Here is a 13,130-nt window from a genome sequence, read left to right as displayed (position 1 = left end):
CGACGGCGGCGCCCGCGCGGGGCCGTCGTCGTCCCCCTAGATCCACCCCCGGTCCGCGGCCACGCGCGCGGCCTCGATCCGGTTCGCCGCCCCGGTCTTGCCGATGGCGCTGGAGAGGTGGTTGCGCACGGTCCCGGGCGAGAGGTGCACTTGGGCCGCGATCCGCGCGACCGGCAGCCCGTCCCGGGCCAGGGCCAGGACCTCCCGCTCGCGTCCGGTGAGCGGGCTGGTGCCCTCCGCCAGGGACTCGGCGGCGAGCTGCGGGTCCACGACGCGCAGCCCGGCGGCCACGCGCCGGATCGCGTCGGCCAGCTGCGCTGCGGGCGTGTCCTTGACGACGAATCCGCTGGCCCCCGCCTCCAGGGCCCGGCGCAGGTAGCCGGTGCGCCCGAACGTGGTGACCATCAGCGCCCGGCAGCCCGGGGCCTCGGCCCGCAGCCGGGCCAGCGCCTCGATCCCGCCGACGCCGGGCATCTGGATGTCCAGCAGGCACACGTCCGCCTCGTGCCTGCGGGCCGCGTCCACGGCGGCCCCGCCGTCGGCCGCCTCCGCCACGACCTCGAGGTCGGCCTCCAGGTTCAGGAGCGCGGCCATCGCGCCGCGTACGAGGGCCTGGTCGTCGGCGACCACGACGCGGATCACCACGCCACCTCCACCCGGGTCCCGCCGGCGGGGGCCGTGCCCACGGTGAGCCGGGCGCCGGTGCCCGCGAGCCGCTCCTCCATGCCGCGCAAGCCGTTGCCCGGGGTGTGGGGCACGGGGAGGCCGTCGCCGTCGTCCTCCACCGCGATCCGCCGCTCGGCGAAGCTGAGCCTGCACGAGGTGGCATGCGCGTGGCGCAGCACGTTGGTGCCGGCCTCGCGCAGGATCCAGCCGAGCACGGGGCGCAGCGCGGGGTCGACGGCGCCGGGGTCGCCGTCGGTGCGGACGTCGAGCCCCGCGTCGCGCAGGGCGAGCTCGAGGGCCCGCGCCTGCGTGGGCAGGTCCACGGACCGGAGCCCGCCGACGGTGGCGCGCACGTCGGCGAGCGCGGCGCGGACCATGCCGTGCAGCTCCGCCAGCTCCGCCTGGGCGCGGGCCGGGTCGGTGCCGACGAGGCGTTCCGCGAGCTCGGCCTTGAGGGACATGACCGTCAGCGTGTGGCCGAGGCCGTCGTGGACGTCGCGGGCGACGCGCTCCCGTTCGCTGACGACGGCGAGCTCCCGGGCGGCGGAGTGCGCGCGGGTCTCCGAGTCGATGAGGGCGCGCTGGACGGCGTTGGCGGCGAACACGCCGGTCTGGATGGCCGCGATGAACAGGTACTCGGCGAAGCGTCCGGCCGCGGCGGTGAGCAGCAGCGTCCCGGCGATGGTTCCCGCCCCGATGGCCCACATGGCCCGGCGCGGGAGCAGGTAGCAGGCGTACGCGAGGACGAATGGCGTGGTGAAGAGCGCGTCGAGGCCGATGAACGGCGCCAGGGCCGCGGCGAGGATCCCGAGGAGCGCCAGGCCGGCCCAGTTCCACGGGAGGCCCAGGACGCGCCGGGCGCCCCACCGGGCCATGCCGAAGAAGCCGCCGACGTACACCGCCGCGAACAGCCCCACCAGCGCCAGGGCGGCCGCCGTCGCGCCCGCCGGGAGGCCGGAGCCGAGCACCGAGCGGACGGTGAAGGCCAGGAAGACGAGCCACACCGCGGGGAGGATCCACCCGAAGCGCGCCCAGGCGCCGGCGAGGCCGCGGTCCGGGGGCGTCACTGCCGCCTGCGGCCGCGGCGCACCCCGGCCACGGCCGCCGCGCCGAACACGAGGATCCATGCCCCCAGATTAGCGAGCAGCGCGGGCAGCGCGTCCGGGGCCTCGCCCGCGCTGGCGAGCGCCCCCTCGAGCTGGGGCCAGCGCAGCAGGCCGACGTAGCCGTACATCGGCGTGAACCGGGCCAGGTCCAGCATGGCCCCGGTCAGCGGCATGAACACGTTGCCGATGAAGGACATGAGGACCAGCACGCCGGTGGCGACGCCGAGCGCGGACTCGCTCTTGAACAGCATCGCGACGGCGTAGCCGAACAGGGCGAACGCCGCGGCCCCGGCGAGCGTCAGCGCGAACGTCGCGGCCCAGACGCCCGGCCCGGCGGCGCGGGCCCCCGTGGCGGCGCCCACGGCGTAGACGCCGAGGATGGACACGCCCGTGATGGCCAGCGCGTTCACGACCTTCCCGGCCACGACGGCGGCCGGCCGGGCCGGGGTGAGGCCGAGCTGGCGCCCCCAGCCCTGGAGCTGTTCGACGGCGGCGCCCCCGGTGGCGGTCGTCGCGGCGAGCGCGGCACCGTACGCGGCCATGGAGGCCATGGTGTAGAACTTGACGTTCCCGGCGCCGAACCGCTCGTCGCCGAACGGGGCGGACGCCCCGAAGACGACGTACATCAGGGGCGGCATGAGGACCACGAACAGGACGTTGCTGACGTCGCGCAGCTGGCGGACCAGGTCGATGCGCAGGTAGGTCGCGTTCACGGCCGGGCTCCTTCGGGCGCGGGGGAGGTCAGGTCGATGAAGGCCTTCTCGAGGCTGGGCGCGGAGATCTCCAGGTCCCGCGCCCCGTGCTCGGTGAGCAGGGTCCGGGCGATCCGGTCCGTGTCCGTGGCGGTGACGTCGAGGCGGGCCCCGGCGCGTTCGGCGGAGCGGACGGCGGGGTCGGACCGCAGCGCGGCCAGGACGGCGTCGGGGTCGTCCACGGTGGCGCCGAGCGTCCGGCCGGCGGCGAGGGCGCGGATCCGTTCGGTGGGGCCGTCTGCGGCGACGCGGCCGCCAACGACGAGGACGGTGCGGTGGGCGAACCGTTCGGCCTCCTCGAGGTAGTGCGTGGCGAAGAGGACGGTCCGGCCGGCGTCGGCGTCCTGGCGCATGGCGTCCCAGAACCCGCGCCGCGCCGCCACGTCCATCCCGGCGGTGGGTTCGTCCAGGATCAGCAGGTCCGGGTCCGGCAGGAGGGCGAGGGCGAACTTCAGGCGCTGCTGCTCGCCGCCGGAGCACTTGGAGACCCGGCGGGCCCCAATCCGGGCGGTGTCGGTGCGCGCCATGACGTCGGCGACCCGGTGCGGGGCGCGGTGCAGGGAGGCGATCGCCTGAACGGTCTCACGGACCGTGAGATCGCGCAGCAGGCCGCCGGTCTGCAGGACGACCGAAACGCGGCCCTCCCGGACGGCCCGGCGCGGGGTCGTGCCGAGCACGTCGACCGTTCCGGAGTCCGGGAGCGTGAGCCCCAGGACCATGTCGATCGTCGTGGTCTTGCCGGCTCCGTTGGGACCCAGGAAGGCGACGATCTCCCCCGGCCGGACGGAGAGGTCGATCCCGTCGACGGCGGCGACCCGGCCCCGCGCGGTCCTGAACGCCTTGCGGACACCGTCCAGGCGGAGGGCGGGGCCGGGGCGTGCTCCGGCCGATCCGGCCGTGCCGGGGCGGGGACCCGACGATGCGACCGCGCCGGGGCGGGGACCGGGAGGTGCGGCCGAGGCCGGCCGGGGAGCGGCCGGCGCGGCGCGGCCGCTGGAGGGGGATGCGGTGGGCTTCATGCCTCCACTCTTCCCGCGCGCGGACGCCGGCGGCAGGGGAGACCGTCACGAGACGGCCCTGACAGATGTCACGGCCCGACCTCCCCTCCACCATCCCGCGGCCCGGCCCGCCGTCCACAACGGCGGAGTCCGCGCCCCCACGGCGCCCGGACCGCGGCCATGCTCGAGGTCCGGGCGACCGTCCGGCCGGCGAAGGGAGCAAGGGCATGGACCAGGTGGATGTTGACGGCCTCGCGGACGAGCTGCGGCGGCTCTCGGACGAGATGACCCGGCCGAAAGCCGCCGAGTGTCTGGTCTGCTACCTCTACCGGATGCTGGAGTTCGGGTGCCGCGGCCACGAGTTCACGGCGCGCTACCGCGACCTGTGCGCGCCCCGGGCCACGGCCCTGCTCCGGCGGCTGGCGCGGATGGGGGCGTGTTGCTGCGAATGCGAGGTGTTCTGGAACGCCTACCAGCCGAACCCGCGGTTCTTCGCGGTCGACGCCGAGGGGGACTTCGTCACTGAGCCCATGCCGGTGTGCCACGGCGTACGCCGCGGCTCGACGCAGCCGTGCTGCCTGTGGCTCAGGATCCCGCGCCGGTGAGCGGGCGCGAGGATGCCACGGCCGGGTCCGCTGCGGGCGGGCAGGACCGGGATGCGCGGCGGACGCGGGTCTCCCCGACCGGCTGCCAGCCGCCGCGTTCTACCGCGGGCCCGCCTGGAACCGGACGATCCGCTCCACGGCCTCCCGGACCGCGTCGGCCCCCGCGGCGAAGCTGAGCCGGACGGCGCGGCGGCCGCCCTCGCCGTCGAAGTCGGCGCCGGGCACCAGGGCGACGCCCTCGGCCTCGAGGAGCGCCGCGCAGTAGGCGGCCGAGTCGCGGAAGCCCTCCAGGGCGGCGCCGAGGTCCGCATAGAGGTAGAACGCGCCGTCCGCGGGGGCCGCGTCGCCCCATCCGAGGCGGGGCAGCGCGTCCAGAAGGGCGGCCCGGGTTTCGGCGAACCCGGCGACGGCTCGCTCGGCCTGCGCGTAGGACTCCGGGGTGAAGGCCTCGAGCGCGGCGATTTGGGCCGGGGCGGGCGGGCAGAGGGCCACGTTGCCGGCGAGCGCATCCACGGCCGCAACGAGGTCGTCCGGCACGAGGGCCCATCCGATCCGCCACCCGGTCATGCCCCAGTACTTGGAGAAGCTCGAGACCACGGCGCCGGAGCGGTCCAGCTCCCAGGCGCAGACCCCGCGGGGGTCGGGCTGGCCGGGGGCCGGGTAGGTGATGCCGTGGTAGATCTCGTCGCTGACGAGGCGGACGCCGTGACCGGCGCACCAGGCCCCCAACGCGGCGAGCTCCGCGCGCGTTGCCATCGTCCCGGTGGGATTGGCCGGGGAGGCGAGCACGAGGCCGGCCAGCGGCCCATGCTCTCCGGCCGCTGCCTCGAGCAGCTCGGGAGTGGGCTGGTAGCGCGTCTCGGGGCCGCAGGGGATCTCGACGACGTCCACGTCGAGGGCCCGGAGGATATTGCGGTACGCGGGGTAGCCGGGCCGGGCGAGCGCGACCCGGTCGCCGGGGTTGAACGCGGCCAGGAAGAGGAGCATGAACGCCCCGGAGGAGCCGGTGGTGACGGCGACGTTCCGGGCGGGGAGGTCGATCCCGTACCAGCGGGAGTAGTGGGCGGCGATGGCGTCGCGCAGCGCGAGGAGGCCGAGGGCCGGGGTGTACGTTAGGGGCGCGTGCGAGGCGTGGAGGGCGGCCGCGGCGTCGGAGACGGGAGCCGGGGCACCCCCGCCGGGCTCCCCCGCGCAGAGGGAGACGACGTCGCGGCCGGCGGCCCGCAGTTCCGCCACGCGCTGCAGGATGTCCATGACCTGGAACGGCGGGACCTGGGCCCGGCGGGCGACGGCGAGGCGGTGGTTCACTGCGGCGGCTCCTGGGACGTGCGGCGCCGCGTCGTGGCGCCACGGGTTCCGCACCAGCCTAAGCCCCGGGAGCGGGCGCCCTACCGGCCCCCGCCTCCGCAGCCCCGTGCGACGATGGGACCCCGCCCGACCGGAAGGAACGCCATGCCGGAGTGGACCGTGCGGTCCGAGTCCGCCGCCGATGTCGACGCCGTCCACCGGGTCAACGCCGCCGCATTCCCGACCCGGGCGGAGGCCGACCTCGTCGACGCCCTCCGCGCGGACCGCGGCGCGTGGGTGCCCGGGCTGTCGATCGTGGTCGAGGACGACGGCGCCGTCGTCGGCCACTGCCTGTTGACCCGCTGCCATGTCGGTGCCGCCCCGGCCCTCGCCCTGGCGCCGTGCGCCGTCGTCCCGGCCCGGCAGGGGTTGGGCGCTGGGTCGGCCGCCATCCGCGCCGCGCTGGACGCGGCCCGGGAGCGGGGCGAGCACGCGGTGGTCGTCCTCGGCCACCCCGCCTACTACCCGCGCTTCGGCTTCGCCCCGGCCTCGCGGTTCGGCATCGCTGCCCCGATGGACGTCCCCGACGAGGCCTTCATGGCTCTCGGGCTGCGCGGCGGCGTCCCGCTTCCGGTCGGGACGGTGCGCTACGCGGACGCGTTCGGGCTCTGAGCCGTACCGCGTGCGGGCACTGAGCCGTACCGCGTGCGGGCACTGAGCCGTACCGCGTGCAGGGACTGACGTACCGCGTGCGGGCACTGGGCCGTACGCTGGGGCCATGGCTGCCGACCTGTTCGCCGGACTGCCCGTCAGCGACTACGACCGGGCCCTCGACTGGTACGGGCGCCTGCTCGGGACGGGCCCCAGCTTCCTGCCGAACGAGTCCGAAGCCGTGTGGGAAGTGGCCGAGCACGGCTGGCTGTACATCGAGGTGCGCCCCGACAGGGCCGGCCACGGCCTCGCCACGGTCTTCCTCGACGACCTGGACGCGTTCACCGGCGCCGCCGCCGAGCGCGGGCTCGAGCCCGATACGCGGGAGACGTACGGCAACGGCGTGCGCAAGGCCGTCTACCGGGACCCCGACGGGAACGAGCTCGGCTTCGGCGGGGCGCCCACCGGCGGCGCGGCCGACGCTGGCCCTGCCGGGGCCGAGGCCCCCTAGATCTTCGCGAGGTAGTGCCGCATGGGCGCGTGCCGCACCGCCGTCGGAAGGCGCGGGAAGACGGCGGCGGCGCCCCGGATGGCCGCCCGGTAGGCCGTGTCGCGGCCGCGGGACCAGTGAAGCCCGAAGGCCTCCCGCAGCTGGGGCGGGAGCATGCCCGCCGTGAGCAGCCGGGCCAGCGGCAGGGCTGCGCGCGCCCACACCGGCACGTTGGTCGCGTGCAGGAGGGTGCGCCCGACCTCCGCGGCCGCGGGCGTCACCGCCAGACGGGACGATTCCCGCTCCCAGTAGGCGGCGAAGTCCCTCCGGTCGGCGGGCCACAGGCCCGCCGGCATCTGCAGGGCCGTCCCGAGCACGGCGTACTGCCGGTACAGCGCATCGGCCTCGCCGGGGGCGAGCGGCGGCAGGACGGCGTGTTGGACCAGCATCGCGGAATCGTAGAGCGTGGCGGCGACCCACCGCTGCAGTCTGGGGTCGCGGGCGCTGTAGGCGGGCGCGGCCTCCGACTGCGCGGCGGACGGGCGGGTCGGCGTCGGCCGCGCCCCGCCACGGCCGGAATGGGCGCCATGGTCCGCCCGGCGCGTTCCGCGCACCGGGGCGTGCGCCCGGTCGACCCGGGCGCGGACGCGTTGGGCCTGCTCGTCGGTGCCGTTGGTGAGCGCGTAGATGTAGCTGAGGGTGCCGTGGAAGCGCCGCATGGGGTCCTCGGCGAACCGGCTGTGCTCGGCGACGCCGCGGCCGACGGCGGGGTGGGCGATCTGCAGCAGGATCGCGCGGCCGGCGCCCGCGAGAAAGACGGCCTCGGGGGCGAGGCTGCGCAGGGGTTCGGACACGGCCATACTTCGAGGCTACCGCGCGGCCGGGAGCGGCCGGGCCCGCCCGCCGGCGCCGACCGGTGGCGTTCCCGACAGCGCCTTGCCGCCCCCGCAACCGCGTGCGAACCTTAATCCGGGCGCCGCAACAGGCCCCGCGGACGAGGGGACCCGTACCCGCACAGCGACAAGACGGGCCATGGAGGTGTTGGCCATGGCATGGCTCGTCCTGATTCTCTCCGGCGTCCTGGAGGCCGTCTGGGCCTCGGCGCTCGGCGCGACCCAGGGCTTCCGGAAGTGGAAGCCCACCCTGCTCTTCGCCGGGGCGCTCGTCGTCTCGATGGCCGGGCTGGCCTACGCGATGGCCGAGCTCCCGACCGGAACGTCCTACGCCGTCTGGACCGGGACCGGTGCGGGCCTCACGGTCCTCTGGGCGATCGTCTCCGGCCGGGAGCGGGCGACGCTCGTGCGCTCGCTGCTGCTGATCGGCCTGATCGGCTGCGTCGTCGGCCTCAAGGCGGTGGCGTAGCCGTGGCGTGGGCGCTGCTGCTGGTTTCCGCCGTCTTCGAGGCCGTGTGGGCCACCGCCCTGGGCGAGTCCAACGGCCTGACCCGACCCGGTCCGACGGCGGCGTTCGCCGTCTTCCTCGTCCTGAGCATGGCGGGCCTCGGCCTGGCCGCCAAGCGCATCCCGATCAGCGTGGCCTACGCGGTGTGGACCGGCGTGGGCGCCGCCCTCACCGTCGCGTGGGCCATGGCCACCGGGAACGAGCCCGTGTCCGCCCTGAAGGTCGTCTTCCTGGCGGGGATCATCGCCTGCGTCGCGGGGCTGAAGTTCACGAAGACCGAGCCTGGTCCCCGCGCCACCGGGGGCGGCGAGGGGGCCGGGGACGGCGCGGCGTCCGGGGCCGGAGCGCCCTCCCGGCCGGCCGGGGACCGCGAGCCGCGGCAGGCGCGTCGCTGACCTCCCCCGGCTACTCGGCGGCGGCGAGCTGCCCGCAGGCGCCGTCGATCTCCTTGCCCCGCGTGTCGCGCAGCGTCGTCGGGATCCCGGCGTCGTTGAGGCGCGAGACGAAGTCGCGGGTGACGTCCCGCTCGGACGCCGTCCAGATCGATCCCGGCGTGGGGTTCAGCGGGATGGGGTTGACGTGGACCCAGCCGCGGCCCCGTGCGTTGAGCTTGCGGGCGAGCAGGTCGGCGCGCCAGCCGTGGTCGTTCATGTCCTTGATCAGCGCGTACTCAATGGAGACGCGCCGGCCGGTCCGCCGGTAGTACTCGTGCGCGGCGTCGAGGGCCTCGTCGACCTTCCACCGCGAGTTCACGGGGATCAGCTCGTCGCGCAGCTCATCGTCGGGTGCGTGCAGGGACAGCGCGAACGTGAACGGCAGGTCCTCGTCGGCGAGCTTGCGGATCGCCGGGACCAGCCCGACCGTGGAGACCGTGATGCCGCGGGCGCTCATCCCCAGGCCCTCGGGCGCTTCGTCGACCATGCGGTGCACGGCGGCCATGACCCGCTTGTAGTTGGCGAGCGGCTCGCCCATGCCCATGAAGACGATGTTGTTGACGCGCTCGGGCTCGCCGTCCTCGCGCGCGGACGGGCCCAGGCCGCCCTCGGCGATGACCCGGTTGGCCTGCACGATCTGGTCCAGGATCTCGGCGGTGGACATGTTGCGGGTCAGGCCGGCCTGCCCGGTCGCGCAGAACGGGCAGTTCATGCCGCAGCCGCACTGGCTGGAGACGCAGAGCGTGATCCGGCCGGGGTAGCGCATCAGCACGGACTCGACGAGCGACCCGTCGAAGAGCCGCCACAGGAACTTGACGGTGTCCCCGTTGTCGGTCGTGAGCCGCTTGACCTCGGTCAGCAGGGTCGGGAACAGGGCGTCGACGAGCTCCTGCCGGCCCCCCTGGGGAAGGTCCGTCATGGCGGCGGGGTCGGTGGTGTAGCGGCGGAAGTAGTGCTGGGAGAGCTGCTTGGCCCGGAACGCGGGCAGCCCGAGCTCCTTGAGCTTGGCCTGCCGCTCCTCCAGCGTGAGGTCGGCCAGGTGCGTGGGCGGCTGGGTGACGCGGGGCCGCTGCGCGAACTGCAGTTGCGGGCGCCCGTCCGGGCCCATGGCCTGCTTCCACCCCTCGGGGGTCGGTCGCACCTGGGCGCGGCCCTCGCGGCGGGCGCGCGCGTCGAGGCCGTCGCGGGCGGCGGTTCCCGGGCGCCCGACGGCGGCCGCCTCGCCGGCGGCGCCGGCCGCGGGACGGTCCCCCGGACGCGTGCCCTCCGCCCCGGGGACGCCGCGCAGCGGTCCCGCGGAGGGGGCGTCGGGGCGTCGGGCGTGGTGCCTGGAGGTCCCGGTTCGGTGGTGGCCGTCGGCCGGGTGGAGCTCCTCGGCCGCGTGGGTGGCCGGCGCGCCCGGTCCTGCGGGCTCGTGGTCCTGGGGGCGGGGCTGGGTGGAAGTCATCCGTTCCATTGTCCCAAGAAACCCGGCGGGCGGGAACGCCGGGGCGCGCCCGGGAACGACGACGGCGAGGGAGGCTGTCGTCCACGTGCCCGCCGGGCTGTACGCGGGGTTGTGGATTCCACTTAGGCTTTCTCCGTGGATTCATGGATTTCGCCAAACGGCGTCGCGACGAGCGGCGCACCGATGACCCTCGACGAGCTCATCGGCGCACTCGGCGAGGAGTCCGTCGAGGTCCTGGCCGCCCCTCCGGGCGCCTACCCCGTCGTCACGGGAACGGAGTTCGCCGACACCGCGTCGGAACCGCCGGAAACGCCCGGGCTGCTGCTGCACGTCACGTCCGCCGATGCCCTCGGCACGGCGCCGAACGGGGGCTTCGACCAGCTGCTGCGCCGGGCGGCGGCGGCCCGCTGCAGCGCCGTCGCCGTGAAGTCCTCCCCGGACACGACCGCGGCTCTGGCTGGCCTGGCGGCCGCAGCGGGCGTCCCGCTCCTGCGCTTCGCCCCGCACATTCCGTGGCGCTACGTGGACGCCCTGGTGGCCCGGGCCCTGGGCGAGCACGACTCCCTCGGACGCCCCCAGTCGGGGCCCGCCCGCTCGCTCCACGACCTGGCCAACTCGCTCGCCGAGGTCTTCGGCGGCGCCGTCGCGGTCGAGGATCTCGGGCGCAGCGTCCTGGCCTACTCGTCGGTCCCCGGACAGGCCATCGACCCGCTGCGCGTCGAGGGGATCCTCGGGCGGCGCGCCTCGGCGTCGCCGTTCAACGACGACCGGTACCGGGCGGTGCTGCGCAGCGACGACGCCCTCTGCTTTCCCGGCTCCCCCGAGCAGCTGCCGCGCGCGGGGGTCGCCATCCGTTCGGGCACCATCAACCTCGGGACCATCTGGGCCATCCGGACCGACGGGGGCGACGCTGCGCCCGACGCGCAACTGGAGGCCCTCCGCGCCGCCGGCCAGGAGGCCGCCGGCGCCCTGGTCGAGGCGCTGCAGTTGCGCACCGACGGCCGGCGGGCGCACCTCGAGGCCGTGCGCCGGCTGCTCTCGGGCCAGGGCCTCGACGAGGGCGACCTCGCCGAGTTGGGCCTGTCGGCGGACGCGCCCCTGGCGGTCACGGCGTTCGGGCTCGACGCCGAGCACGTGCCGCCCCTCGTCATGGACCAGGTCAGGTCCACGCTGGCCCGCGCCTACGCGGCCTTCCTGAGCCACGCCCAGGTGGTGGTCGCCGGGCACCGCCTGTATGTCCTGGCCCATCCCCGCCACCCGGAGGAACTGCCCCGCCTCGCCCGGTCGGCGGTGTCCCGCGTCCGCCACATCGTCGGGGACCGCGTCCGCGCCGCCGTCGGCTCCGGGGACGGGACCGTCGCCCGCTTCGCGGCGGGCCGCGCGGAGGTGGACGCGATGCTCGACGCCGGCCTGCCCGCGGGGGACGACGGCGTCGCCGTCGCGGACGAGTCCCGGGCCACGCTGTCCCTGCGGGCGGCCGGGGCCGCGCTCGCGGCCACCCCCTGGGCGCGCAGCGGCGCCCTGGCCCGACTGCTCCGGCACGATGCCGACCACGGCACCGGCTCTGCGGCGAGCCTACTGGCGTGGTTCGACGCGTCGGGGAACGTCGCGGCCGCTGCGCGGTCGCTCGGCGTGCACGAGAACACCGTCCGCTACCGCGTGCGCCGCGCCGCCGAGGAATTCGGGCTCGACCTTGCGGACCCGGACACGCGACTCGCCCTCTGGCTCGAACTGCGGACCGCCGGCACGGCGGGCGCTCGGGCCCGGGACCGGTAGCCGCGCGCCCCGGAGCGGGCGGGCGTCCCGCTTGTCGGTTCCCACCTTCGGCCGGCCGCCTGTTGTCGGTTCCCACCTCCGGCCAGAGCCCCTGTTGTCGGCTTCCACCAAGAGCGTGAGCCGTGCCACTGCGACGATGGACGCCGGCCCATCCCCGTGGGCGGCACCCCCGAGGAGCAGGAGCAGCAGTGAAGCTCGATTTCCCGATCATGATCGTGTCCAGCGGCCTGGACGGCGACGGCGCGGGCCCGGCAGCCCTCAAGGGCCTGTCCGCCGCGCTGGAGGAGTCGGGGCTCGACCTGGTCCGCGTTCCCGACGCCCAGGACGTCACGACGTTCGGGTCCATGACCAGCCGGGTCTCGGCCATGGTCTACGCGGTGGCCGCCCCCCGCGGGCAGGACGGGACGGAGCGGCGGGCGGTCGACGACATCCGGTCCTTCGTGTCGGCGGTGCGGAGCCGCAACGAGCACGTCCCGCTCTTCCTGTTCGGCGAACAGCTGACGGCGCGGGTCATCCCGAGCGACGTCCTGCGCCACGTGCACGGGTTCATCAACGCCTTTGAGGACACCCCGGAGTTCGTGGCCCGGTCGATCGCCCGCGAGGCGTCGAACTACGTGGCCCAGCTGGCCCCTCCGTTCTTCTCCGCCCTGATGAAGTACGCGCAGGACGGCGCGTACTCGTGGCACTGCCCGGGCCACTCGGGCGGGACCGCGTTCCTGAAAAGCCCGGCCGGCACGCTGTTCCACCAGTTCTTCGGCGAGAATCTCCTGCGCTCCGACGTGTGCAACGCGGTCGAGGAGCTCGGCCAGCTGCTCGACCACACGGGGCCGGTGGCCGAATCGGAGCGCCGCGCCGCCCGCACGTTCAATGCCGACCACCTGTACTTCGTCACCAACGGCACGTCGACGTCGAACAAGATCGTGTGGAACTCGATGGTCGGCGCGGGGGACATCGTCGTCGTCGACCGCAACTGCCACAAGTCGGTGCTCCACGCGATCATCCTGACGGGCGCCATCCCGATCTTCCTGACGCCGACCCGCAATCTTGCCGGCATCATCGGCCCCATCCCGCGCAGCGAATTCACGCCCGAGTCGATCCAGGCGAAGATCGACGCCAACCCCTTCATCGGCAACAAGACCCAGCGCCCCAAGGTCCTCACCCTGACGCAGAGCACCTACGACGGCATCATCTACCACGCCGAGGAAATCAAGTCGGTCCTCGACGGGTACGTCGACGCGCTCCACTTCGACGAGGCGTGGCTGCCGCACGCCGCGTTCCACGAACTCTACGAGGGGATGCACGCCATCGGGCGCGGGCGGCCCCGGCCCGGCCGGTCCATGGTCTACGCGACCCAGTCCACCCACAAGCTCCTGGCCGGCCTGTCTCAGGCCTCCCAGATCCTCGTCCAGGAGTCCCGCGAGCGCGCCCTGGACCAGACCGTGTTCAACGAGTCGTTCCTCATGCACACGTCGACGAGCCCCCCAGTACGCGATCATCGCGAGCTGCGACGTCTCCGC

13 protein-coding genes, 1 pseudogene and 1 riboswitch are annotated in these 13,130 nt (G+C 75.1%); of the genes and pseudogenes, 7 read left to right on the top strand and 7 right to left on the bottom strand.

All coding sequences use genetic code 11. From position 1 onward, the window contains the following. Nucleotides 1-36: 36 nt before the first annotated feature. The 4 genes from AC1Q5D_RS11530 to AC1Q5D_RS11515 are packed head-to-tail and all read right to left on the bottom strand — an operon-like array spanning nt 37 to nt 3,543. On the bottom strand, nt 37-642 hold the full coding sequence (locus tag AC1Q5D_RS11530; protein ID WP_481738696.1) for a response regulator transcription factor: 606 nt from the start codon (nt 640-642) through the stop codon (nt 37-39). Then, the gene (locus AC1Q5D_RS11525) at nt 639-1,733 is read right to left on the bottom strand and encodes a sensor histidine kinase (protein WP_481738646.1); all 1,095 of its coding nucleotides are present in this window, start codon (nt 1,731-1,733) and stop codon (nt 639-641) included. The genes AC1Q5D_RS11530 and AC1Q5D_RS11525 overlap by 4 nt, the downstream gene beginning before the upstream one ends. Beyond that, complete coding sequence (locus tag AC1Q5D_RS11520; protein WP_481738647.1) at nt 1,730-2,485, bottom strand: ABC transporter permease; 756 nt, start codon at nt 2,483-2,485, stop codon at nt 1,730-1,732. The genes AC1Q5D_RS11525 and AC1Q5D_RS11520 overlap by 4 nt, the downstream gene beginning before the upstream one ends. Beyond that, nucleotides 2,482-3,543 carry an ABC transporter ATP-binding protein gene (locus AC1Q5D_RS11515; RefSeq protein ID WP_481738648.1) on the bottom strand — a complete coding sequence of 354 codons (1,062 nt, stop codon included), beginning with the start codon at nt 3,541-3,543 and terminating at the stop codon, nt 2,482-2,484. The genes AC1Q5D_RS11520 and AC1Q5D_RS11515 overlap by 4 nt, the downstream gene beginning before the upstream one ends. Before the next feature lie 206 nt (nt 3,544-3,749). On the opposite strand from AC1Q5D_RS11515, the gene AC1Q5D_RS11510 reads away from it, so the two are divergent. After that, nucleotides 3,750-4,127 carry a hypothetical protein gene (locus tag AC1Q5D_RS11510; RefSeq protein WP_481738649.1) on the top strand — a complete coding sequence of 126 codons (378 nt, stop codon included), beginning with the start codon at nt 3,750-3,752 and terminating at the stop codon, nt 4,125-4,127. Between the two features lie 99 nt (nt 4,128-4,226). Here AC1Q5D_RS11510 and AC1Q5D_RS11505 read toward each other — a convergent pair whose 3' ends face one another. Further along, nucleotides 4,227-5,381, bottom strand: coding sequence for a pyridoxal phosphate-dependent aminotransferase (locus AC1Q5D_RS11505; RefSeq protein WP_481738697.1), 1,155 nt, complete (start codon nt 5,379-5,381; stop codon nt 4,227-4,229). Nucleotides 5,382-5,579: 198 nt separating this feature from the next. Between AC1Q5D_RS11505 and AC1Q5D_RS11500 the strand changes: the two genes are divergently transcribed. Both AC1Q5D_RS11500 and AC1Q5D_RS11495 read left to right on the top strand, forming a co-directional pair. Further along, nucleotides 5,580-6,086, top strand: a complete 507-nt coding sequence (locus AC1Q5D_RS11500; RefSeq protein WP_481738650.1) for a GNAT family N-acetyltransferase — start codon at nt 5,580-5,582, stop codon at nt 6,084-6,086. Between the two features lie 106 nt (nt 6,087-6,192). Beyond that, on the top strand, nt 6,193-6,576 hold the full coding sequence (locus AC1Q5D_RS11495; protein WP_481738651.1) for a VOC family protein: 384 nt from the start codon (nt 6,193-6,195) through the stop codon (nt 6,574-6,576). Here the strand turns inward: AC1Q5D_RS11495 and AC1Q5D_RS11490 are convergent. After that, nucleotides 6,573-7,415, bottom strand: a complete 843-nt coding sequence (locus AC1Q5D_RS11490; protein WP_481738652.1) for an oxygenase MpaB family protein — start codon at nt 7,413-7,415, stop codon at nt 6,573-6,575. The genes AC1Q5D_RS11495 and AC1Q5D_RS11490 overlap by 4 nt on opposite strands. Before the next feature lie 108 nt (nt 7,416-7,523). After that, nucleotides 7,524-7,590: riboswitch (guanidine-III (ykkC-III) riboswitch) on the top strand. Between the two features lie 12 nt (nt 7,591-7,602). Here AC1Q5D_RS11490 and AC1Q5D_RS11485 point away from each other — a divergent pair. Then, entirely contained in the window at nt 7,603-7,917 is a 315-nt protein-coding gene (locus AC1Q5D_RS11485) for a DMT family transporter (RefSeq protein ID WP_481738653.1), read from the top strand. Between the two features lie 2 nt (nt 7,918-7,919). Continuing rightward, nucleotides 7,920-8,351, top strand: coding sequence for a DMT family transporter (locus AC1Q5D_RS11480; protein ID WP_481738654.1), 432 nt, complete (start codon nt 7,920-7,922; stop codon nt 8,349-8,351). Between the two features lie 10 nt (nt 8,352-8,361). On the opposite strand, the gene rlmN is transcribed toward AC1Q5D_RS11480, so the two are convergent. Next, a complete protein-coding gene (rlmN, locus tag AC1Q5D_RS11475) occupies nt 8,362-9,837 on the bottom strand; it encodes a dual-specificity RNA methyltransferase RlmN (RefSeq protein WP_481738655.1) in 1,476 nt (491 codons plus the stop codon). 135 nt (nt 9,838-9,972) lie between these two features. Here rlmN and AC1Q5D_RS11470 point away from each other — a divergent pair, with 135 nt between their 5' ends. Both AC1Q5D_RS11470 and AC1Q5D_RS11465 read left to right on the top strand, forming a co-directional pair. Next, complete coding sequence (locus tag AC1Q5D_RS11470) at nt 9,973-11,613, top strand: PucR family transcriptional regulator (RefSeq protein ID WP_481738656.1); 1,641 nt, start codon at nt 9,973-9,975, stop codon at nt 11,611-11,613. A gap of 209 nt (nt 11,614-11,822) precedes the next feature. Continuing rightward, nucleotides 11,823-13,034: pseudogene (locus AC1Q5D_RS11465) on the top strand (Orn/Lys/Arg decarboxylase N-terminal domain-containing protein); the annotation flags it as partial. Nucleotides 13,035-13,130 lie beyond the last annotated feature (96 nt).

This window comes from Arthrobacter paludis, from assembly GCF_056782315.1.
This window is presented reverse-complemented; position numbering and strand designations above follow the sequence as displayed.